19 protein-coding genes are annotated in these 21,352 nt (G+C 38.1%); 13 read left to right on the top strand and 6 right to left on the bottom strand.

Features of this window, described 5'->3' with window-relative positions; all coding sequences use genetic code 11:
• The first annotated feature begins 63 nt into the window (after positions 1 to 63).
• From rsmH to murC, 7 genes are read left to right on the top strand one after another with little or no spacing between them, the layout of a single operon-like run.
• On the top strand, positions 64 to 1,008 hold the full coding sequence (gene rsmH, locus LEPBI_RS08705) for a 16S rRNA (cytosine(1402)-N(4))-methyltransferase RsmH (RefSeq protein ID WP_012388746.1): 945 nt from the start codon (positions 64 to 66) through the stop codon (positions 1,006 to 1,008).
• Positions 996 to 1,352 carry a hypothetical protein gene (locus LEPBI_RS08700; RefSeq protein ID WP_041769824.1) on the top strand — a complete coding sequence of 119 codons (357 nt, stop codon included), beginning with the start codon at positions 996 to 998 and terminating at the stop codon, positions 1,350 to 1,352. Before rsmH ends, LEPBI_RS08700 begins: the two co-directional genes overlap by 13 nt.
• Positions 1,349 to 2,875 carry a UDP-N-acetylmuramoyl-L-alanyl-D-glutamate--2,6-diaminopimelate ligase gene (locus LEPBI_RS08695; protein ID WP_012388744.1) on the top strand — a complete coding sequence of 509 codons (1,527 nt, stop codon included), beginning with the start codon at positions 1,349 to 1,351 and terminating at the stop codon, positions 2,873 to 2,875. The genes LEPBI_RS08700 and LEPBI_RS08695 overlap by 4 nt, the downstream gene beginning before the upstream one ends.
• 10 nt (positions 2,876 to 2,885) lie before the next feature.
• Entirely contained in the window at positions 2,886 to 3,998 is a 1,113-nt protein-coding gene (gene mraY, locus LEPBI_RS08690) for a phospho-N-acetylmuramoyl-pentapeptide-transferase (protein ID WP_012388743.1), read from the top strand.
• Positions 3,998 to 5,146, top strand: coding sequence for an FtsW/RodA/SpoVE family cell cycle protein (locus LEPBI_RS08685; RefSeq protein ID WP_012388742.1), 1,149 nt, complete (start codon positions 3,998 to 4,000; stop codon positions 5,144 to 5,146). Before mraY ends, LEPBI_RS08685 begins: the two co-directional genes overlap by 1 nt.
• Positions 5,143 to 6,228, top strand: a complete 1,086-nt coding sequence (locus tag LEPBI_RS08680) for a UDP-N-acetylglucosamine--N-acetylmuramyl-(pentapeptide) pyrophosphoryl-undecaprenol N-acetylglucosamine transferase (RefSeq protein ID WP_012388741.1) — start codon at positions 5,143 to 5,145, stop codon at positions 6,226 to 6,228. Before LEPBI_RS08685 ends, LEPBI_RS08680 begins: the two co-directional genes overlap by 4 nt.
• A 13-nt stretch (positions 6,229 to 6,241) precedes the next feature.
• The gene (gene murC / locus LEPBI_RS08675) at positions 6,242 to 7,651 is read left to right on the top strand and encodes a UDP-N-acetylmuramate--L-alanine ligase (RefSeq protein WP_012388740.1); all 1,410 of its coding nucleotides are present in this window, start codon (positions 6,242 to 6,244) and stop codon (positions 7,649 to 7,651) included.
• A gap of 19 nt (positions 7,652 to 7,670) precedes the next feature.
• Here the strand turns inward: murC and LEPBI_RS08670 are convergent, their stop codons facing one another.
• Genes LEPBI_RS08670 through LEPBI_RS08660 form a run of 3 tightly spaced genes read right to left on the bottom strand, consistent with a single transcriptional unit; the run spans position 7,671 to position 10,610 of the window.
• Positions 7,671 to 8,768 (bottom strand): 5-(carboxyamino)imidazole ribonucleotide synthase, encoded by a 1,098-nt coding sequence (locus LEPBI_RS08670; RefSeq protein WP_041769823.1) that lies wholly within the window; start codon positions 8,766 to 8,768, stop codon positions 7,671 to 7,673.
• A 9-nt stretch (positions 8,769 to 8,777) separates the two neighbouring features.
• Positions 8,778 to 9,275 carry a 5-(carboxyamino)imidazole ribonucleotide mutase gene (gene purE / locus LEPBI_RS08665; RefSeq protein ID WP_012388738.1) on the bottom strand — a complete coding sequence of 166 codons (498 nt, stop codon included), beginning with the start codon at positions 9,273 to 9,275 and terminating at the stop codon, positions 8,778 to 8,780.
• A 30-nt stretch (positions 9,276 to 9,305) separates the two neighbouring features.
• A complete protein-coding gene (locus tag LEPBI_RS08660; protein ID WP_226992736.1) occupies positions 9,306 to 10,610 on the bottom strand; it encodes a UDP-N-acetylmuramoyl-tripeptide--D-alanyl-D-alanine ligase in 1,305 nt (434 codons plus the stop codon).
• A gap of 127 nt (positions 10,611 to 10,737) precedes the next feature.
• Between LEPBI_RS08660 and LEPBI_RS08655 the strand changes: the two genes are divergently transcribed.
• Genes LEPBI_RS08655 through LEPBI_RS08645 form a run of 3 tightly spaced genes read left to right on the top strand, consistent with a single transcriptional unit; the run spans position 10,738 to position 13,995 of the window.
• Positions 10,738 to 11,778 (top strand): Gfo/Idh/MocA family protein, encoded by a 1,041-nt coding sequence (locus LEPBI_RS08655; RefSeq protein ID WP_012388736.1) that lies wholly within the window; start codon positions 10,738 to 10,740, stop codon positions 11,776 to 11,778.
• On the top strand, positions 11,775 to 13,409 hold the full coding sequence (locus LEPBI_RS08650; RefSeq protein WP_012388735.1) for an ABC1 kinase family protein: 1,635 nt from the start codon (positions 11,775 to 11,777) through the stop codon (positions 13,407 to 13,409). The genes LEPBI_RS08655 and LEPBI_RS08650 overlap by 4 nt, the downstream gene beginning before the upstream one ends.
• Before the next feature lie 25 nt (positions 13,410 to 13,434).
• On the top strand, positions 13,435 to 13,995 hold the full coding sequence (locus tag LEPBI_RS08645; RefSeq protein WP_012388734.1) for a lipoprotein signal peptidase: 561 nt from the start codon (positions 13,435 to 13,437) through the stop codon (positions 13,993 to 13,995).
• 135 nt (positions 13,996 to 14,130) lie between these two features.
• Here LEPBI_RS08645 and LEPBI_RS08640 read toward each other — a convergent pair whose 3' ends face one another.
• Entirely contained in the window at positions 14,131 to 14,841 is a 711-nt protein-coding gene (locus LEPBI_RS08640; protein WP_012388733.1) for an amidohydrolase, read from the bottom strand.
• Complete coding sequence (locus tag LEPBI_RS08635; protein WP_012388732.1) at positions 14,841 to 16,769, bottom strand: hypothetical protein; 1,929 nt, start codon at positions 16,767 to 16,769, stop codon at positions 14,841 to 14,843. The genes LEPBI_RS08640 and LEPBI_RS08635 overlap by 1 nt, the downstream gene beginning before the upstream one ends.
• Before the next feature lie 115 nt (positions 16,770 to 16,884).
• On the opposite strand from LEPBI_RS08635, the gene LEPBI_RS08630 reads away from it, so the two are divergent.
• From LEPBI_RS08630 to LEPBI_RS08620, 3 genes are read left to right on the top strand one after another with little or no spacing between them, the layout of a single operon-like run.
• A complete protein-coding gene (locus tag LEPBI_RS08630) occupies positions 16,885 to 17,673 on the top strand; it encodes an AAA family ATPase (RefSeq protein WP_012388731.1) in 789 nt (262 codons plus the stop codon).
• Between the two features lies 1 nt (position 17,674).
• Positions 17,675 to 18,877, top strand: coding sequence for a vWA domain-containing protein (locus LEPBI_RS08625; RefSeq protein WP_012388730.1), 1,203 nt, complete (start codon positions 17,675 to 17,677; stop codon positions 18,875 to 18,877).
• Between the two features lie 60 nt (positions 18,878 to 18,937).
• Complete coding sequence (locus tag LEPBI_RS08620) at positions 18,938 to 20,284, top strand: PrsW family glutamic-type intramembrane protease (protein WP_012388729.1); 1,347 nt, start codon at positions 18,938 to 18,940, stop codon at positions 20,282 to 20,284.
• Positions 20,285 to 20,305: 21 nt separating this feature from the next.
• On the opposite strand, the gene LEPBI_RS08615 is transcribed toward LEPBI_RS08620, so the two are convergent.
• Positions 20,306 to 21,322, bottom strand: coding sequence for an LB_137 family protein (locus tag LEPBI_RS08615; protein WP_226992735.1), 1,017 nt, complete (start codon positions 21,320 to 21,322; stop codon positions 20,306 to 20,308).
• Between the last annotated feature and the right edge of the window lie 30 nt (positions 21,323 to 21,352).

Here is a 21,352-nt window from a genome sequence, read left to right as displayed (position 1 = left end):
CAATCTCCGAGAAGGATTAAAGGATTGCAAGGATTTTGACAAGTATACAGTAAGAAAGTAACAGTGTTAGAATCTCCTCACATACCCGTCCTGCCAAGTGAAGTCATCTCCTTATTACAACAGACCAAAAATCCGAATCCGCAATGGTTTTTGGATGGGACCGCTGGAGAAGGTGGACACTCCAAACTCATTCTAAAAACCTTCCCCGAGGCAAAACTCATCCTCATCGATCGAGATGCAGTGATGTTAGAAAGAGCAAAAAAAGAGATCTTAAAAGAAATAGGTTCTCTTGACCGGGTCCATGCCTTCCAAATGAACTTTTCAGAAGTAGATTCTGAGTTATTACAAGAAGTAGGTTGTCCTTCGCTTGATGGGGCACTTGTGGATCTCGGCGTTTCCCTTTTCCATTTTTTGCATTCGGGTAGGGGATTCACGTTTAAGAATGATGAGCCGCTTGATATGCGGTTGGAAGCCAATATCGGTGGAAAAACAGCTGCCGATGTAGTGAATTATAGTTCAGTTTTGCACTTAAAAAAAGTATTTTGGGAGTATGGGGAGGAACGTTGGGCCTTAAAAATTGCAAATAACATCGTACAGACGAGACACAAAAAGAAATTTGGAACCAATACCGATTTAGTAAAACTTGTAGAAGCATCCATCCCAAGAAAGTTTTGGCCAAAAGAATCGCATCCTGCCACAAGGATCTTCCAAGCCCTACGAATTGAAGTGAATGAAGAATTGGTCCATGCGGAAAAAGGCATTCGAGCACTTGCCCAATGTTTGGGAATAGGTGGTGTCCTCACTTGTATTTCCTTCCATTCATTGGAAGACCGGATTGTCAAATGGACCTTTCGGGATTTGAAAGACAATGGACCATTCGAAATTTTAACCAAAAAACCCATATTACCTTCCGAGACAGAAATCAAGGAAAACAGAGCCTCACGATCGGCAAAATTAAGAGGTCTTATGAAAATCAATCCGATAAAAGAAAGTAGATGGGAAAAATGACACACTCAATCAAATCGATACCCAATCTGGTGTCCGATTTTTTGGCACCTCTTCAATCACTATTGGTGCTTTTTCCCCTCTTAGGATTTTTTTTCTTTTTTGTTTGGCAAGGTTTGGAAAAGGCAAAACTCCAGAGATTCATTCATGAACGTACCACAGCAAAAGAAGAGTTAAAACGAAAAAACGATGAATTAAAAATTGGAATCGTTTCCTATACTTCTGCGGAGCGGATCGAAACCTTGTATCGAAGGACTTATCAATTTTTACCCATTAGTTTAGGGAATAGGACAGTAACGATTGAACTTCCCCCCATACCTGAGATGCAAGCAAAATCAAAACCATGAAGCTAACTGAAATTATCAAAAAAATTCCTGAGCTCAAACTCATCAAAGGAGATGGAGATTTAGACGTAGGATACATCTGGGCAGATAGCCGAAAGCTGAAACCAAATGATGTTTTTGTACTACCGGAAGACAAAGCTGAGACAATCGAGTCTTATTTGCAAATGGCTTACGATAAAGGTGTCAAAGTGGTTCTTGTATCCAAACGGAACCTCAAATTAAAAAATCTAGATTTATTTCCGACCATACTCGAATCAGAAGATGCGTTAGGTGATGTTCATGGAAAAATGGCATCACAACTCTTAGGGAACCCATCTAAAAAATTAAAAATCATTGGGATCACTGGCACAAATGGAAAAACATCTTTAACTTTTATTTTATTCCACATTGCCAAAAAATTAAAGAAAAAAGTTGCACTCATAGGTACTGTCCAAATCCAAATTTTAGACCGAATTTTAGAATCAGGTTATACCACACCAGATGCATCTTCTCTCAATTTATTACTCAGAGAGATGTTAGACGAAGGTGTAGAATATGTTTTTATGGAGATAAGTAGCCATGGATTAAAATTGGGAAGAGTGGCAGGAATCGAAATCACCTGTGCTGGTTTCACCAATTTAACCCAAGACCATTTAGACTTTCATGAAAGTATGGAAGACTATTTTGAAAGTAAGTTTAAAATTTTCCAACTCCTCGAACAATCGTCAGTCAAAAACAAATTTGGTTTGGTTGCAGGTGATGTTTCATTTGGTGATCGAATGATCCAAAGAATACGCGAGTCGAAATTAAAAACTCCCATTTATATTCTTGGCAAATCGGGTGAATTCCATTATAGCAATACAAAACTCTCTCTTCTTGGAAGCGAATACCGTTTCCATAAAAAAGAAAAAAATCTTCCTTTTATTGAAGTCAGAAGCATTCGCACCAATTTACTCGGAAACTTCAACGTGTTTAATACTGCCTTTGCCATGTCCATTGCTTATGAACTTGGATTTCCTTGGGATGAGGTTGTTACGGCGATCGAAGAAATTCCCACTGTACCTGGACGTTTTCAAGTCATCCCATACCCTGACAAAACTCGGATCGCCGTTGTGGATTATGCACACACTCCTGATGCGTTGGAAAATATTCTGAAGAGTTGTGTTGAAATTCGTCCCAAACAACTCATCTGTTTGTTTGGTTGTGGCGGTGATCGGGATCGTACCAAACGACCACAAATGGCAAAAATTGCAGAAACCTTGGCTGATTTTGTTTTCCTGACTTCCGACAATCCAAGAACTGAGGATCCTGAGTCCATCTTGGATGAAATCGAATCAGGTTTTTCTCGTGGTTTCAAACGGTATGAGAAGATCACTGACCGAAGGGTTGCCATTCAGCGAGCAGTTTCCCTTTTGGAAAAAGACGGCATTTTGGTCGTTGCAGGAAAGGGACACGAAACTTACCAAATCATCGGCAAAGAAAAAACCAATTTTGTCGACTTTTTAGAAATTGAAAATGCGTTTTTAAATTTAGATACCGGGTTATAGAGGATTTAGTATGTTCCAATGGATTTATGAATCATTTGGTAATGATTATGGTTTTTTAAGAGTGTTTAGTTATGTAACCCTTCGGGCAATGATGGCGGGACTTACGTCTATGTTCATTACCTTTATTTTTGGAAAATCTCTTATTTCGTTTTTGCTTTCCTTAAAATTCCGAGAGTCGGTTCGAAATGATGGACCCCAGTCCCATGCTAACAAATCGGGAACCCCAACCATGGGTGGTTTGATCATGATCTTATCACTCACCATCTCAACTCTGTTATGGGGTAATTTGTCTAATTGGAATGTGATTTTACTCCTTATCTCAGCTATCCTTTTTGCAGGCCTTGGATTTACAGACGATTATATGAAATCTGTAAAAAAAATAAAAGGTGGGATGAGAGCTCGTACCAAATTCATCGTGACGATACTTTTTGCTGTGACGATTACCACCTTGTATTTTTATTATACAGGTAAATCAAATGTGAATCTTCAAAAAGGAATCGTTTTTTCTATTACCGATTTGTTTTTACCATTTGTGAAAGGACCTGTTTGGAACTTAGGTATATTTGCAGTTCCATTCGCCATTATCGTGTTAATCGGAAGTTCTCATGCTGTGAATTTAACAGATGGATTGGATGGGTTGGCTTCTGGAACTGTAGTCATCTCCACGGCAACATTTGCTTTGATTGCTTATGTTTCTGGAACTCCTTCGGCAGCAAACTATTTGCATATTCCGTATCTTCCAGGTTCCCATGAATATTCCGTATTTCTTGCTGGCCTTTCCGGTGCGTTACTTGGTTTCCTATGGTTCAATTGCCACCCAGCGCAAGTGTTTATGGGTGATACAGGTTCCTTGTTTTTAGGATCCACCTTGGGTCTAGTTGCCATTATGTTAAAAAAAGAAATCCTACTTGTCATCCTCGGTGGAATCTTTGTTGCAGAGGCTGTTAGCGTGATTTTGCAAGTGGGATCGTTTAAACTGACGGGAAAACGGATTTTTAAAATGGCGCCTTTGCACCATCATTTTGAACTTTCCGGTTGGTCAGAAGAGAAGGTGGTGATTCGGTTTTGGATCATTGGGATCATTCTTGCGATCATCACACTCTCTACCTTAAAAATCCAATAATGGAATTGATTCGAAATTTTCGAAATTTATTTCGATATGGAGCATCCCGATTTGATGCTCCCATGCTTTTTTTTATGTTTTTGTTATTTGGAATGGGAATCGTTGTGATGTTTAGTGCTTCCGTCATTCCCGCTGAAAGAGAGTTTTCCGATTCCTATTATTATTTAAAAAAACAAATCTTGTGGGGCGGTATTGGACTTTTTTTATTCCTTATCTTTTGCCAGATCCCTTACCAATTTTTGGTTAAATGGTCATTTGTTTTTTCTCTTTTCAGCTTATTACTATTAGTTGCGGTATTCATTCCTGGAATTGGGAAATCTGTTGGAACGAGTTATGGAAGGAGTTTCAATCGATGGATCCAAATAGCTGGATTTCAAATCCAACCTTCTGAATTTTCTAAGATCAGTATTTTACTTTTTTCATCATATTTTTTTTATAACTTTGATTTTAAGAAAATCAAATGGGATCAAAAAAAGATCGTTTCAATCGTTGTGATTTTTTTAACACTCTTACTCATTGTCATTGAACCAGCGTTTGGAACCACTGTAGAGTTACTTCTTGTACTGTTTTTCTTTGTATTGTTAGCTGGTTTCCCTTTGAAACGACTTTTTATATTAGGAGCATCTGTGATACCACTACTTGTTGTACTTGTCACTCAAGTAGGTTACAGAAAAAAACGACTTGAGATTTGGCTTGATCCATACAAATTCCGTTTTGATGAAGGCCACCAATTGGTCACAAGTTTTCGTGCTTTTTTTGATGGCGGAACAACTGGGAAAGCAATCGGAACAGGTTATGCACATCGTTATCTCGCTTATAGTCACACCGACTTTGTCTTATCTTCTTTTGTAGAAGATTTTGGTTTTATCGGATTTACATTTTTCACTCTGATTGTTTTATGTTTACTCGTTCGCATTTTTTTCCTTTTGGAACGAACCAAAGACAAATTGGGCTTCTTTTTAGGATCAGGGATTCTCATTTTATTTGGATTCCAAACCATATTGAATCTTTTTGTGGTTACAGGGATCGTTCCAGTGACGGGAATCTCTCTTCCTTTTTTAAGTTATGGAGGATCTTCTCTCTTAACGATTTTTATCCTATTCGGAATCCTTGCCAACATTACTAGGAGGGAGAATTTGGTCGTATGAATGGATCTATAATCATTGCAGCTGGCGGTACCGGTGGGCATATTTCACCTGGTGTTGCGCTTGCAGAAGTCTTAAGTGAAAAGGCAAATGCTTTTGGATATGAATCTGTTTATATTCATTCCTTAGTTCGCAATCAAAATAATCCAGACCTGTTGAATCCACCCTGCCAAGTGATTTGGCATAATATCCCTCAGTTAGGTGGGTTAAAGACGATTGTTTATCCTTTTTTGTTTTTATTTCCTTTTATCAAAACAATATTATTATTTAGAAAATTGAAAATCAATGCAGTCATCGGTATGGGTGGGTATTCCAGTTTACCTGCCATATTGTATGCAATTTTATTTAGAAAACCCTTGTATTTATGTGAACAAAATTGTGTTCCAGGAAAAATCACGAGGGTGTTTTCTAAATTTGCTAAAAAAATTGCCTTCAGTTTTCCAATTGTGGACTCATTTCAAATTCCAGGAAAAATCATTGGCAACCCCATTCGCAAACGTGTGATACCCGAACATCTGAATATCAGACAAAATGAAAATTTGCATGAGGGTAAAAAAAACACAATCAACGTTCTCGTCCTCGGAGGCTCACAAGGAGCAAGACAGTTGAACCAAATGATCTTAAAGACGATGGAAAATGCTGAAATTGCCTCTAAGTATAAATTTCGTTTGTTAACGGGAACAAATCTCTACGACGAAACGAAACAAAAAGCAAATGATGGAACTGAAATCATTTCCTATGCCAATGATATGAAACCCAATTATGAATGGGCAAATTTAGTTGTGGCAAGGTCTGGTGCAGGTGTAGTTGCCGAGTGTTTGGTTTTTGGTTTACCTATGATCCTCATACCATATCCTTTTGCGGCAGATAACCACCAGAAGGCGAATGCAGAATATTTAGAAAAGCAAGGAGCCGCTGTCACCATACATTCTACAAGTGATGACCCAACTCCTTTGGTCAAATTCCTACTTTCCTGGAAAGACCATTCAGAAGTTTTACGTGAAATGGGCCATATCAGTTTGGCGTTATCGAATGTAAATGCAGCCTACCAAACCGTTTCTTATTTTTTTTCAGACTCAAACTAGGATTAAAACGTAAATGAAAGGTCCTATACTATTTTTAGGCATTGGTGGGAGTGGGATGTCAAGCCTTGCTCATATGGCCATCGATTTACAAATTCCAGTCGTCGGTTATGATAAAAAAAAATCAGATATCACAGACTACTTAGTCGAACGTGGTGTAAAACTCTATCATTCGATTGGAGAAATTCCTTTGGATGGTATCCAAATGGTAGTCTACAGTTCTGCCATCAATGACAAACACAAAGATGTGTTTAATCGTATTCAAAATTTAAACATTCCTTTGAAACATCGATCGGAATTTATGCACCTTCTTGTTTCCAATCAGAAATCAATTTCTGTTGCGGGTAGCCATGGTAAAACTTCGACCACAACTATGGTCTCACAGATTTTAACGGAAGTTGGACTTGATCCAACCATCATGATTGGAGGGGATACCAGTTTATTACAAAAACGTGGTGGTAAGATGGGAAAGGGTGACTATGCAGTTTACGAATCAGACGAATCTGACGGAACCTTTCTTCGCCATAAAGCCAACATTAGATTATTGACGAATATCGATAACGACCATCTAGATTACTACCGAACGCGAGAAAGGTTAGAAGAAGCTTTCTTAGACTATATGGGTTTTGGATCTCCTGGTGAAGTTGTATTATTTGTTGGTGATCCAGGGATAAAATCAGTATTAGAAATTCATTATCGTAACCTTACGTTTCATAATGAGTTACACCTGAACTTACTTGTCACAAAATCACATACAAATGAAGAATGGTTTTCCTATTTTTTATCCCAGTTTCAGAAACAAATCACTGTGGTTCTTTATGAAGTGAAAGAAAATCAACTTTATTTCCAACTGGAAAACCAGTCCTATACATTAGAATTACCGTATCCCGGTGTCCATTACCTTACCAATGGATTAGTGGCTCTCACTTGTGCATATAGAATTGGAATCAGTCCCTCTCAGTCTTCTCAAATTCTCTCTCGTTATATCGGTGTGAAACGAAGGCAAGAAATTTTGGGAGTTTGGAATGAGGTGACAGTGATCGATGACTATGGCCACCACCCAACTGAAATCAAAATGGTGATTCAATCTTTGAAAGATAAAATCAAAAACAAAGGAAAACTCCATGTGATTTTCCAACCTCATCGATACACTCGCACAAAGTTATTGTTAGAAGATCTAGCGAAATCACTTCTCGGTGCAGATTTTGTATTTTTACTTCCCATCTATTCCGCTGGGGAAAACCCAATGGAAGGGATTACTTCGAATCGCTTTTTACCGTATCTGACTGGAAGCCAAACTACAATGTTAGATGGTAATATTAGGGAAGACTTGGAGCAAATCAAATCTCATCTGAACAAAGGAGACCTTTTATTGTGTTTGGGAGCTGGAAATGTGAGGGATTGGGGAATGGAACTTGTTTCTTAAATCTAATGATTAAAAAATTTTAGAGGTCATGAAAGAGGGGGTTTACTTCCTCTAAACTTCCTTTAAAATTCAAATGTCCCATTTTTCTTCCTGGTTTTGCTTCTTCCTTTGCATATAAATGCAACCGGTAACGATCATCTTTCTGTAGTTCACTTGCAATTTCTAGGCTTTCTTCGAATGAATTCCCAAGGATATTTTTCATCAGTGTTGGCTTTGGCCTAACATCCGTTGGGGGAGTGTTTCCCGTAATGGCTTGTACATGCAAATAGAACTGAGAAAAACTTTGGCAGTCTTGGGTGAAATGACCTGTATTGTGTGGCCTTGGAGCAAATTCATTTAGATACAATTGATTGTTTTTCAAAAAAAACTCAACACCCATCGTTCCCACATAGTGTAAAGATTCTGCTAATTTTGACGCCATTTCAATTGCTTCTAAGTTGAGACCCACAGGGATTCTGGCAGGGAAAATTGATAGATCTAAAATATGATTCTTATGTTCGTTTTCGACAGCACCATAACAGACAATATCACCATTTTGAAAACGAGTGAGTAAAATACTGATTTCCTTTTGAAAGGGAATCACTTCTTCAATTAGATATTCAGACTCATCTTTCAAAAACGCCGATTGTAAAAAGGATTCATACTCTGACTGATGATTCACTTTGACTTGGCCTTTCCCATCATATCCAAATCGTAATGTTTTGATGATCCAAGGAAATGGGATCGAAATTTCAAATTTGGAAGAAGCTTTGGTTAGGTGAAAGAATTCTGCGGTTTCAAATCCAAGTTTTCGGAAATGATTTTTTTCTAAAAATCGATCTTGGGCAATGATGAGTGCTTGTGGTGGTGGGAAAATGGCGATCAATTTTTGGTTTTTTAAAAATTCAAGAGTTGGTTTTGGTATGTTTTCAAACTCAAAACTCAATACATCGATCGTTTGAAGGAAGGATTCTAACTGTTGAATGGAATCATAAGATGCAATGGTTGCCTTGGCCCCCAGTTTTTCAGAAGGAGAATTTAGATCGGGCGAATAACAATAGAAATCATGTCCAAGTGGAATCGCTTCCAAACACATCATTTGGCCGAGCTGACCAGATCCCAAAACACCTATTTTCATCAATGATTCCTAAACCAGTTGGTCATTTTTCGAAAGAGCTTGTTCACGATTTTGATCCGCATAGTCTTCCAATTTTTTGGAAAGACTGGAATCAAGTAGGGATAAGATACGAACAGCAAGTAAACCTGCATTGGCAGCACCACTTGTTCCAATCGCAAGGGTTGCGACAGGGACTCCCTTTGGCATTTGGACGATTGATAATAAACTATCCATTCCATTCAATGCTTTTGATAATACTGGAACACCTAAAACTGGTAATGTGGTGAGGGATGCCGTCATACCTGGCAAATGTGCGGCTCCTCCCGCTCCTGCAATGATGACACCGAAACCATTGTTTTTTGCATTTTTCGCAAATTGAAACATTCTGTCAGGAGAACGATGTGCGGAGACAATTTCCTTTTCAAAAGGTACACCAAACTCAGTTAAAATTTCGCAGGCTTCCTTCATGGTGTCCCAATCGGAATATGATCCCATAATTACAGCAACTTTCGGTAAAGGGTTTGTCATACGTAGAATCTAAAAAAACCTCATTCTCGATCAACCTTTAAATGAAACTAGTTCCGAGACAATTTCTTCCATTTTCATAGAGCGAGATCCTTTTACGAGAATCACTGCTTGTTTTGGAATTTCTTTTTTAATGAATTCAACTAAATCCACTTTTGATTGAAAGTGTTTTCCATTGGATACTTGTTTGACCATTGGTAATGTATCATCACCAAATCCAAGTAAGGTTCCTTTTGGGTATTTTTTCAAATTTTTTCCGATTTCTTCATGATAGAATTTTGAAAACTTTCCAAGTTCCTTCATTGTTCCAAGGACCCAGACGATGGGTTTGTTTTGTGCATATTGTATACTTGCATCAATACTCGACAACATCGATTCAGGATTAGCATTGTAACTATCATCAATGATGGTATAAAATCCTTTTTTAATATTGAGTCGTTTGTTTGGGCTTTTGTAAGTCCGAATTGTTTTTTTCATTTCTACATCGGGAATTTGAAAGAAATTTCCAACGGCGATCATTCCTCGAACATTACTCAATAATTTAGAACCAGGGATATTCCATTGAATCTTTTCCATTCTCCATTCTAACAAAAATCCGTTCTTTTGGACTATATTCACCTTCAGTTCCGGATTTTTTGAATGTTTCCATATCTTCAAGTTCACATTTGATTTTTTGGTCCTTTGTTTTGCTCGTCCTAAAAAATCCAAATCATCTGGCACAAACAGAACTCCATTTGGGCGTAAACCATTGATGATATCAATTTTTTCTTCCGCGATGTTTTCCCTTGATTTTAAATTTTCTATATGTGCGGAGCCAATGTTCGTTATCAAAGCATGTGTGGGTTCAGCCATTTTTGATAACCGATTTATTTCGCCTCTATGGTTCATTCCCATTTCACAGATCACAACTTGTGTTCGCTCCGTGATACGAAAGAGAGTGAAAGGAACTCCGATTTCATTATTGTAGTTTTTTTCCGTAACCACAAGAGACTTTGATCCTAAAAATGAAAAAAGTCCACCTAACAGATCTTTTGTAGATGTTTTCCCAGAAGAACCAGTGATGGCAATGACGATGGGACAAAATCGGTTTCGATGAAAGTTCGCTAAAGTTCCAAGGGCGATCAAAGTATCTTTTACGAAGATGGCTTTTTTCTGGTCTTCATTCGAAAGGTTTTTTAGGATCGGGTGATTTTTTTCGCATAAAAAACCTGTGGCACCAGCTTTTAACGCATCGGCAATATACTCATGGCCATCTCGTTCTCCACGAAGGGGGACAAAGAGAGTGTTTTTTTGAATTTCTTTAGAAGAAGTCGAAATCCAAAAGAATTTTGGATTCATTGGATTCTCCCAAACTGGTTTCAAAGAAAACAAACTTAGAATAGTTGACAGGGAATATTCAAATGGTGCGATCATAGCTTCTTGAACCAGATTCTCCCAGAAAGATAGATTATAAAGAAAAACTTAGATGAAACCAACTAAAATCAAAACGATTCTCATTGGTCTTGGACGAATCGCTTCCAAACTAGAACTTGACCCCTATCGAAAAAAGCCCTGTACGCACATGGGAGTCTTATCGTCTCCTTGGGGAAAAGCCCATTTTGAGTTTCTCCTTGGCCTAGATTCGAAACCAGTCGCCTGCCAATCCTTTGAAACTCAATGGAAACGAAAAACTAAATCCATTCCTGATGGATCCCTTCGTTTTTTGGATGGCACTTCCATCGATCTAGCCATCATAGCCACTCCAAGTCATACCCATGAGTTTTATGCAAAACAATGTATGCAAATGGGTATCAAGCAGATTCTCATTGAAAAACCAGTAGCGATGTCAGTTTCCGGTGCCAAAACATTGGAATCCCTTCGAAAGAAAAAAAATGCTAACATTTGGATCAATCATGAGAGGAGATACCATCCCAGTTATTTCTATGTAAAAAACGAATTGAAAAAAGGGAATTTGGGTCACCTCAAATCCATCCGAGCTTCTGTGTTCACTTCAGCTAAAAATCCTGGAATCGCTTTCTCTAAGTTTGGTGGTGGACCTCTCTTACATGATGGAACACATGCTGTCGACCTCATCCATTGGTTGGTGGAAAAACCAAAACTCATCCAAGCAAAAATAGAAAGACCCAAAAAAAATTCTGTTGAAACAAGAGCATTTGCTTATTTCCAAACCAAATCCCAGGTGGAAATCATTTTGGATGTATCAGGTGGTCGAGATTATTTTCAGTTTGAATTGGACATTCACACAGATTCCCAACGAATCATTTGTTCCAATGATGGTTTCCAATTCTATAGGTCTGTACCATCAAAATTGTACCAAGGATTCCGCAGTTTAGAAACTTACCAACCCAAGGACTTTCCAAAACCAGAGTCGTCCAATGCCTTTTTAGGGATCTACAAAGAAATCAAAGAAGTATTCCATGGCGAAACAACCAGAATGGAAGCAAGTCTCGCTGACAATATTCAAATTTTAGAAAGTATCGAATCCATTTATAGGCAATCAAAATGAAATCTGATCAAAATCGATCTGTCTCTGTTTATTCATTTGTTCTGAAAACATACATTCAATATTTATATTTATCAAAAATTTCGAAACGAATCCTTTCCAAAGAAAATTATGAAAACAAACGAATTTCGTTTCTAAAAGCAAAAGGGCTCGAAACAAAAACTTTGTTCTTTCAGTTAGGTGGCGTTTACATCAAAATTGGACAATTCGTAAGTAATTTGTTCCATATCCTTCCTGAAGAATTTTTATGGGAATTACAAGACCTTCAAGATAAAATACCACCACGTGAATTTAATGAAATTGATAAACGTTGGCAATTAGGTTTCGGGAAACCAATGGATCAAATTTTTGCATCATTGGATACAAATGCTTATGCCAGTGCTTCGACCGCTCAAGTTCATATTGGAATCTTCCAAAACAAAAAAGTAGCAATCAAAACTTTATATCCAGGCATTGAAGAAACAGCTAAATCGGATTTAAAAACAATTTCCAAAGTGATATGGCTTGTAGATCGTTTTGTCGTGCGAATTTCAGCAAAGGAAGTCGTGGACCAATTACAAACCATGATCCATTCTGAATTGGATCTCCGCTCGGAATTAAAAAATCTAAAATTACTCAAACAGATGTTTGCATTGGAAAAGGACTTTTATATTCCAAATCCAATCGATGAACTTTGTGGTCGACATACATTGGTTACAGAATTCGTAGAGGGGAAAAAAATATACGAATTAGAATCGGAACCAATGTTCACCAAACGAAATCCAAATTTGGATAAATTGATCAAAGCTTACATTCTGATGATTTTTGATTATCGTTTTTTCCATGCGGACCCACATCCAGGAAATTTAATTTTTATGGAAACTGGGGAACTTTGTCTTATTGATTTTGGAGCAGTCCAATCCATTTCCGAGGAAGAAACTCAAATTTTGGAACGAATCTTAGTCGGCGCCATGAGAAAGGACTACCATCTAGTTTCTGAATCTTTATACGAATTAGGTGCTGTCACCGATTCGCTCACGAAAGAGGAACTCACTCAAATTGTAAAATATTCTCTGGAAAAACTAAATCGGATCTTGGCAGACACCAATCATTTTAGAAATTTGAGTTTGGATACTCTTCGACCGGGAGATGACTTACGATTTCTAAAAGAAATCCAAGTAAGCCTCAAACGTCTGTTATCGAGTCTCAAACTCCCTCCCAATTTCCTGAGTTTACACCGTGTACTCGCTTTATTACTTGGGAACTTTTCGTTTTTGGACCCAACACGATCGATGATTGAATATGCAGAAAAACCGTTTTCTCAAATTGTACTCAAAGGAAGTTCATTCAAAAGGCTTTGGAAAGATGAAGGAGAGGAGTTTCTAACGAGTTTGTTTTCCCTTCCGAGAGAATTGAATGACTTTTTGTACAAATGGAACCGAGGGGAATTTACAGCCAAAGAGGACCACAAACAGGAAGAATTGAAACTAAAGGAAATTTTTACCTTTGGTACACTCGGCTCACTATTTTTCTTTTTTGGAATGTATTATGCGGAAAAATTATGGAAAGAACCAAGCATAATTTTTTATATACTATCAGGACTTTGTTTTTGGTCACTTGCCAAATCTAGTCTAAGTTATTGGAAACAAAAATAAACGGAAAAGATTACAAAACTTCAGTATGAAATTACCAAAAACACCATTTTTCTCTGTCTTTAAACCTGGATATTTGGCCTTCGTTGCCTTCGGACTATTTTTAGATTTAAGTTCAAAGTACGTCATCATTACAAAAATGTATGCTCATGAAAGTATCCCTGTGTTAGGTGATTTTTTTCGACTTTCGTTAACGTTTAATACTGGTTTTGTGTTTGGATTATTCCAAGACAATGCTTTGCCTTCTTTATTTGCGACAGGCTTTGCGATTGTTTTTTTAATATTTTATCGCTGGGAAAATTCTGACTTAGGCAATGCTTGGGGATGGAATTTTGTGATGGCAGGTGCTTTCGGAAATTTTTTGGATAAGTTTTTTGTGAAAATTCCAGGCAGTGGATTTCGATTTGGATTCACACCAGAAAAACCAGGAATTGAATTCATAGGTGTGGTTGACTTTTTGGATTTTGAATGGCCCGATTTTTTATTATTTGATCGATGGCCTGCATTTAATGTGGCTGATTCCTGTGTCTCCATCGGCATTGTGATTTTACTCTTTACAATGGACTGGAAAGAGATGGATAAAAAATAATCCAAATCCCACATACAACTCTGATTCGATCATTGAAAACGAATCCTAAGATTGGATAAAGATTTAATCCTCCAATCTTAGTTTTGAACTTGAAGTGGTCTTTTGTTTTTGAAATGGATTTGTGAGAAAATGAATTTAGAGTAAGTAACTTCGCATTACATTGACGGAAAGAGTTTTAAACACTTCTTTGTCTTCTTCCAATTTTCCAACTTTCCAATTGATCCCAGACGGAGATGCATACAAACTGCGAGCTGGTTTCCCTTCACTTGGACCACAAACGCGAACCAGATGGATGTTCTTTTCTTTGGCTAACGATTCATAAAAACTCAAATCTTCTTCATATGATTTGTTTGGATTCGTTGCATCTAGGTGGAAAATAATTTCAATATTTTCTTTTTGAAACTCACTCCATATGGAATCGTTGTTTAAATCCTCTCCTAATAATAATCCAAATCGCAAACCACCCATAATGAAAATTGATTCGGTTGATCCGCTTGCAACACCTACATCAATTGTGGTACTTGGTGTTTTTTTCTCATAAAAATCAACGAGTACCAAGGATTGTACAATAGGTAGGGCAGAAACTAATTTTCCATTTTCATTCTTTCGGTAATGACTGCCACCAAGGATGACACCTGAAAATTTTTCAGATATTTCTAATAAATGGTCCTGGTATTCTTTTTCATGTTTTGCACCATCGATCGGCGAAACACTTTGAAACAAATGTGGGAACCCTTCAGGTAAAAGTAAAAACTGTGCCTTACTTTGTTGCACTTTTATGATTTCGTCTAAAGTGAATCGTTTGTGTAAGTTCTTTTGATAGAGGGCGATTTTGATGACTGCCATTAAAATGGATTTCCTGTTGGTAATATGTCATCATCTGAAAGATCGTCTAAACTGTCATTTGTTTGCTCATCAGTTAGTTCAGCACTCTTTACTTCTTCTGCCGGATTCTCTTTGGTTTTCCCATTACTTTCCGTTTGTGTGTCATTTTCTAAATCACTGGCATCAGGAGATCCAGTTTCTTTTGCTGTTTCTGAATCCACACCAAAGGAAGCCTTCATCTGCTCAGGTGTGAGCTCCACAAGACCACCATACAAATCACCAGCTTCAATTCGATCATGTAAAGCAAGTAGGTAACAATATGCTTCCATAATACATTGTTTAACTGGTTTTTTATTGAGTCTTTTTCTAGACTCCATGGAATCTAAGGTCAACACATCATTCATGTTGGCGACAATTTCTTTTTTCCCTTTCATATCTTTGATGAGGGTGAGTAAAGAATCTCTTGATTTTAAGCTGAATTCTTTGATCGCCATACGAACCGTTCGGGACTGACCAGTTCTTTTTTGTTCTATCCCTGTTAGTTTTTTTGATGCTTCAATATAATTGGCACCAGGATTTGCTTTGTGTTTTTCTAATTCACGTAAAATATCATGGTAAATTCGAAATTGGTCAATGATGGTACGAGTACTCTCATAAATATCCAACATCTTTTGTCTATAGTCCACCTTCACACCGTTAATCGAACCAGGTTTGATATCGATTTTTTTTGTGGTCATTACAAACGAATATTCATCATCAAATTCATAAAAATAAAAAAGAGCAAGCAGTGCTTTATCTGCATCTGGGATGTTTGCATATTCGTTTTTAGGATCAAATTTTTTCCGAAGTTTTGGAATGGAGTACATCTGCATGAGTCGTAAACCATAGGCATGTTCTTTGGATAAAGGAACTTCCTCTTCTTCTTTCTTTTCCTCTTCTTTGGCGGCTGCTTCTGCGTCTTTTTCTTCTTTTGTTTCGACAGGTTTTCCACCTGGCACATTTTCACCGGATTTGCGTTGTCCAGGTTTCTCTTCCGGAGTGATTCCTAATAGGTTTTCCATGTAACGGGAAACGAGAGGTATATTTTTGTTTTCTGCTCGAATCACGACCAAATACAATCGGTCAAAAAATCCATCGAATAAAGTATCAATTTCTTGTAATACTTTTCGTTTTTTGTTTGCATAGATGAGGGAAGGTTTTCCCTCTAACTTTTGTAATTCGTCATATGCTTGCGAAAAAGACTTTTTTAAAGTTTCTTGGTAAGGGTAAAGGATGTACATCCTTTTGAAGAGTGAATAAATTTGAGTTTTGACTCTTTCGATTGCCACAGGAGATTCAGGGGCAGTCATTATGGGTTCAGTAATGTCTGTTAGCTCAGGACCATTGTATAATTTTTGACCCATCGCCAAAAGTTCGACGAGTAGAGGGTTGATACGATCGAGAGCTTTACTGAGCTGAGGGGAGTATTGTTGGTTTGCGAGTAATTCATTCCCACTGTATTGTAATTCTATGAGTGCCTGTTTTCCTCGAATGGAAAAATCATGCATAAATTTTGGTGTGAGGTCACTCGAACCAAAAGAGGTAACTCTTGCTAACCAACATTTTAATTTGATTGAAAAACGAGCGGCAAAACTACTGATTTCTTTTTCATACTGAGCCTTAGAGTCAGCTTGCGATTTCAAAGAATTGGAATCTTGTTTGGAATTGTTTCCGCTGCTCCCACTTCCGCCACGGCTTCCAGACCGACCTTCATCGGATCCACGAGAAACCGTACTCTGTCTGATTTTAGGTTCAGGACGACTCTTTTTGCTATCATCTTCTTTCGGAGGTGTTTTCTCTTTGATGACTTCACCACCAGCGCTCTTAAACTTATTGAACATATCCTTTCTTTGAGAATCGTCCAGTTTACCAACGCCGATGGCCCGCTTTGTATTATCGAAATCGCCCATATATGTTTACTATCGTTCCAATTTCTCACTATAGGAACAGAAGTTTCTTTCAAAAAGCAATTTTTAGTAGATTCCCCCGTTTTTCGAAAAAGATTGGAGTCCAAAAGGAAAGAACATGGCAGATTACATCCTATCCGAAGAGTTAAAAGAAGCAGTACAAGTGGCTGAGATCACAAAACGTCCGCTCCTTTTAAAAGGGGAACCTGGAACGGGAAAAACCCTACTGGCAAGTTTCCTGGCGGAAACTAAAAAACTTCCTTTTTACAGGTGGCATATCAAGTCCACAAGCCTTGCCAAAGAGGGATTGTACTTTTATGATGCAGTCTCGCGATTGAACGATTCCCGGTTTCCAGAAGAAGAAGCAATGATCCGCGTCCGAGATGTCAAAAATTACATCCGACTCGGGGCCCTTGGGGAAGCATTCCAACAACCGAACAAAGCTGTGGTTCTCATCGATGAAATTGATAAAGCCGACATTGAGTTTCCGAATGATTTACTCCTCGAATTGGACAAAATGGAATTTTTTATTCCAGAAACAAAAGAACACATCATTGCAAAAGAACGTCCCATTGTCATCATCACTTCCAATAACGAAAAGGAATTGCCGGACGCGTTTTTAAGACGATGTATCTTTCACTACATAGAATTCCCAAAACGAGAATCGATGAAAGAAATCATCAAAGCCCATTTTCCATCCATCGAAACCGAATTTATGGAAAAAGCACTCGCTATGTTTTACTCGATTCGTAAAATAGAAAGTCTCAGAAAAAAACCGTCCACAAGTGAGTTACTCGATTGGATCCAAGTTTTGCTTGTCTCTGGTGAATCCCTGGAATCAAACAAAATCCCATTCGCGGGTACTTTATTTAAGTCCGAAGATGATTACAGAGTGTATCTAAACTAATATGTTCCTTGATTTTTTCTACAATCTTCGACGAGAAACGGTTCCCTGTTCTACAGGAGAACTCATCGCATTTTTAGAAAGTATCAGAAAACTAACAGACCCCACAGGCTCCATTTCTATGGAACAATTGTACAGGGTGGGTCGGCTTAATTTTGCGAAAGACTTAAAACATTACGACTCCTATGACTTAGCGTTTGCTAAAACGTTTGGAAGTTGGAAAGAACAACGAATTCAGTTCCGAGACATTTTAATGGAGTGGTTGGAAGAAAATATCCCGAAACACCTCTCTGACGATCAAAAACAAAATGCACCCAACTTAAGTATGGAAGAGGTATTGGAAGAATTAAAAAAACGACTTGCCGAACAAAAAGAACGGCATGACGGCGGGAGTAAATGGGTAGGGACGTCCGGAACCAGTCCTTTTGGAAACTCAGGTTTTAATCCCAATGGACTCTCTATCGGGGGCAATACGGAAGGAGAAGGGAACCGGTCTGGGGTCAGTCTTTGGAATGAAAGGAAGTACAAAGCCTACCGGGAAGATCAAATTTTAGACACAAGGTCCATCCAATTGGCTTTGAAAGAACTTAGGTTCTTAAAAAAAGAAGGCAGGCGGGAACTACACGTGGATAAAACCATTGATCGAACCTGCGAAAATGGAGGAGAAATTGAACTGGTTGAGGAGAGAGAACGGAAGAATTCACTACGACTTGTCCTCATCATGGATATCGGCGGGAGTATGACCCCACATTCTGATCGGGTGAGTAAATTATTCAGTGCGAGCCGTGGATTGTATCACTTCAAGGAAGTGCATAATTACTTTTTCCATAATATCTTTCATGAATATTTGTATGCCAATCATGAGTTCCAATCCAAAATTTCAATCAAACATTTCGAAGAAAAATTTAGAAAGAACACGAAGCTTATTTTTGTAGGGGATGCCTACATGGCCCCCTATGAATTGATGGGAACACCTTACAATCTCTATGCGTATCATTCACACACTAAGGAAGAAAAGGAAAAAAAAGCCAAAAGTGGATTGGAATGTTTGAGGGAACTCGTAGGGTATTTTCCTGATTCCGTCTGGCTAAACCCGGAACCCAAACGATTTTGGGGAGCTCCGACCATCGAGGCGATCGAAGATGTTGTACCGATGTTTCCATTGACCATTGATGGATTACGAAAAGCAGTCAAACGACTGGTTTAAGAAATGAATTCAGTAGATTTGATTCATTTTTGGACTCAGATTTGTCGTTAATTTATAGGAATGTCCATACAAATATCAATCTCTAGTCTGGTCATTTGTTTTATCAATCTTTGTACCTTAGCATTTTATTATTCCTTTTATCGATTCCATTTTTACCGATTCACAGAGGGATTTTTACAGTACACAGCGCTTGCCTTTTCCTTGTTTAGTGCAGGGATTGCGATTGGACTACAGGCAGTTTTTTTGCAGCTCGTCCCGAATGGGGGACCGATTTGGAATTCGTTTTTCCTTTCATCTTTTGTGGAGGAATTTGCAAAACTGTTAGGCATCTATCTATTTTTTAGTAAAAACCAGGATGAGTTCACTGTGACGGATGGGATCTTCTATGGGTTGGTCCTTGGAGGTGGGTTTGGACTTGTTGAAAATATTTTGTATTTCATCAATACAGGTTTATGGTCACAAGTTTTACGATCGATCACCGCTCTGCCAATCCATATGATGAATGGTGGACTTGTCGGTGCATTTACGATGATGTTTCTTTTCCACAAAAATCCAATTTTTAAATGGGGGAATTTACTATCGGGATTCTTTATCTGTGTTTTTTTCCATGGTTTGTACAATCTTTCCCTTTTCCAAGAAATTGACTTACTTGTGATTTTACCCATTTGTATCCTATCATTATTTTTTCTATTGGAAATCACCATTGCAAAATCAAGGATCCTTGTCCCTGGTCATATTTTAAATTTAATGAATATGAGTATGGAAGAATATGAAATTTTGAGTCGGCACAATCGACATGAAGGTTGGATTCAAAATGTACAAAAACACATTTCAACAGCTGGGATTCGGTTATTCCAATACCCAAATATAAGACACTCTGTCCTCACCATTTTTTTTCTAATTCCAGGCATACTTTCCATCTATCTATTGTTTGACGCACCCGAGTGGATATCTCGGAAGTTTCCCGATCTTGCCTTACAAGATTATTTCGCTTTGTTTGTGATGTACCCGATTGTCCTTGCCCTCATGTTTTTTTTCGCGGGAATTTTAAATCCTTATTTTTTTAGGGATCGAATGCTTGCCGTTCCACTCTTTAGTTCTGTGGATATGCATGTAGAGGACAAAGAAGAAAATTCTGCCATCTTTCACATCAAAGCTAATTTATTTTACCTTCCTACTTCCCAAAATTATCCCAAGGAGACAAAAGCGAAATTTGATTTATGGCTAGGTTTGGATTGTTTTGCTGGTTTGGGTGGGAAAATCCTTTGGAGTCGAGAAAATGAGGAAGGAAATTGTGGGGTAATGTGTGAACTCGATTCCATACCTTATTCGTTTCTGCTGAAATGGAATTATTTTCGATTCAAACAAAACGTAAAAAACTTATTTCTCAGAAAAGTACAAGTTTAGTTTTGATGAATCAAATCTAGATTAAAACTTTGTTTCAATACTAAAGCCGTATAACAAAAATTCGTTTGGTTTGTATATGGTCGTGTTAAACTGATGAAAACTCGAATGGGGCTTATAATCGATTGTCGGTTTCAAATAAACCGCTTGGGAACTATCCTGATTTGATTCCCTTTGTCCTAAATAAAAACTATCGATAAAACTGTAAGTGAGAATCGATGCAAATACGACCGCATACACCGTAAAACGTTGTCTATGAAAATCATAGCGATCATTTCCTAAAGTATTGGCAAATAAAAAAACACGACCATCTCCCGTGGGAATGTATTCAATGTCTTGGTTGATTGCTTTAACGGACATATTGTACTCGTAAGCCATTCCGATCCCAGATAAAAACGCAGTACCAAAGAGCAATGCAGCTTTCCCATACTTTTTTTCGGAAACGGATGCGTAACCTGGAATCACCTTGGGAGTTTCTTCTTTGATGACCTTGGCAATGACCGATTTGTTTTGGTATTCGAAGGATTCAAAATCAAGTGCCTCCGCCGATTCCAATTTTTTTTCCTCTGTTTCGAATGTCATTTTGCCACGTTCGAGCGATTTATACATTCCAAAGATTTCCTTATTGCTGAAAACCCATCTCCCTTTGGCACCAAACTGGATGTAACGGTCGACAGGGAATCCCGATTCTTTTTTCACCTGTAAGGTTGTGATTTTTTTTAAGGGGATGATTTCCAATTCCAAGGGACTACTTTTTTTAGAAAAACTTGCATTGGTTTTCGTGAGCCGAGTGAGGATGAGGTCACAATCTTCCACACCAAAGGTTTTGTAATCGGCACAGGCAGGTAATCCGTCATACCCAACGTCGATTCCAAGTACCTCTTCATTTGCAAACTTGTATCGTTTGCCTTGGTCCGTCCATTCCACATGAGTCGGTGTCACATTGACTACTTTTCCATTCAGTACTTCCCCCGATTTTAAGCGAATTTTGTCTGCATGGAGCATCACAAAGGGTGGAAGCCATCCTAGGAGGAGTAACACCAGACCAAACTTCCGAATCTTTGTTATGTA

It is taken from the genome of Leptospira biflexa serovar Patoc strain 'Patoc 1 (Paris)' (assembly GCF_000017685.1).
In the GTDB taxonomy this organism is placed as follows: Bacteria; Spirochaetota; Leptospiria; order Leptospirales; family Leptospiraceae; genus Leptospira_A; species Leptospira_A biflexa.
This window is presented reverse-complemented; position numbering and strand designations above follow the sequence as displayed.

What these genes read in the sequence shown, in the direction of transcription:
- LEPBI_RS08700 (WP_041769824.1), top strand. Translation starts at nt 996, where the DNA reads ATGGGAAAAATGACACACTCAATCAAATCGATACCCAATCTGGTGTCC.
- LEPBI_RS08695 (WP_012388744.1), top strand. Translation starts at nt 1,349, where the DNA reads ATGAAGCTAACTGAAATTATCAAAAAAATTCCTGAGCTCAAACTCATC.
- mraY (WP_012388743.1), top strand. Translation starts at nt 2,886, where the DNA reads ATGTTCCAATGGATTTATGAATCATTTGGTAATGATTATGGTTTTTTA.
- LEPBI_RS08685 (WP_012388742.1), top strand. Translation starts at nt 3,998, where the DNA reads ATGGAATTGATTCGAAATTTTCGAAATTTATTTCGATATGGAGCATCC.
- LEPBI_RS08680 (WP_012388741.1), top strand. Translation starts at nt 5,143, where the DNA reads ATGAATGGATCTATAATCATTGCAGCTGGCGGTACCGGTGGGCATATT.
- murC (WP_012388740.1), top strand. Translation starts at nt 6,242, where the DNA reads ATGAAAGGTCCTATACTATTTTTAGGCATTGGTGGGAGTGGGATGTCA.
- LEPBI_RS08670 (WP_041769823.1), bottom strand. Translation starts at nt 8,768, where the DNA reads ATGAAAATAGGTGTTTTGGGATCTGGTCAGCTCGGCCAAATGATGTGT.
- purE (WP_012388738.1), bottom strand. Translation starts at nt 9,275, where the DNA reads ATGACAAACCCTTTACCGAAAGTTGCTGTAATTATGGGATCATATTCC.
- LEPBI_RS08660 (WP_226992736.1), bottom strand. Translation starts at nt 10,610, where the DNA reads ATGAATCCAAAATTCTTTTGGATTTCGACTTCTTCTAAAGAAATTCAA.
- LEPBI_RS08655 (WP_012388736.1), top strand. Translation starts at nt 10,738, where the DNA reads ATGAAACCAACTAAAATCAAAACGATTCTCATTGGTCTTGGACGAATC.
- LEPBI_RS08650 (WP_012388735.1), top strand. Translation starts at nt 11,775, where the DNA reads ATGAAATCTGATCAAAATCGATCTGTCTCTGTTTATTCATTTGTTCTG.
- LEPBI_RS08645 (WP_012388734.1), top strand. Translation starts at nt 13,435, where the DNA reads ATGAAATTACCAAAAACACCATTTTTCTCTGTCTTTAAACCTGGATAT.
- LEPBI_RS08640 (WP_012388733.1), bottom strand. Translation starts at nt 14,841, where the DNA reads ATGGCAGTCATCAAAATCGCCCTCTATCAAAAGAACTTACACAAACGA.
- LEPBI_RS08635 (WP_012388732.1), bottom strand. Translation starts at nt 16,769, where the DNA reads ATGGGCGATTTCGATAATACAAAGCGGGCCATCGGCGTTGGTAAACTG.
- LEPBI_RS08630 (WP_012388731.1), top strand. Translation starts at nt 16,885, where the DNA reads ATGGCAGATTACATCCTATCCGAAGAGTTAAAAGAAGCAGTACAAGTG.
- LEPBI_RS08625 (WP_012388730.1), top strand. Translation starts at nt 17,675, where the DNA reads ATGTTCCTTGATTTTTTCTACAATCTTCGACGAGAAACGGTTCCCTGT.
- LEPBI_RS08620 (WP_012388729.1), top strand. Translation starts at nt 18,938, where the DNA reads ATGTCCATACAAATATCAATCTCTAGTCTGGTCATTTGTTTTATCAAT.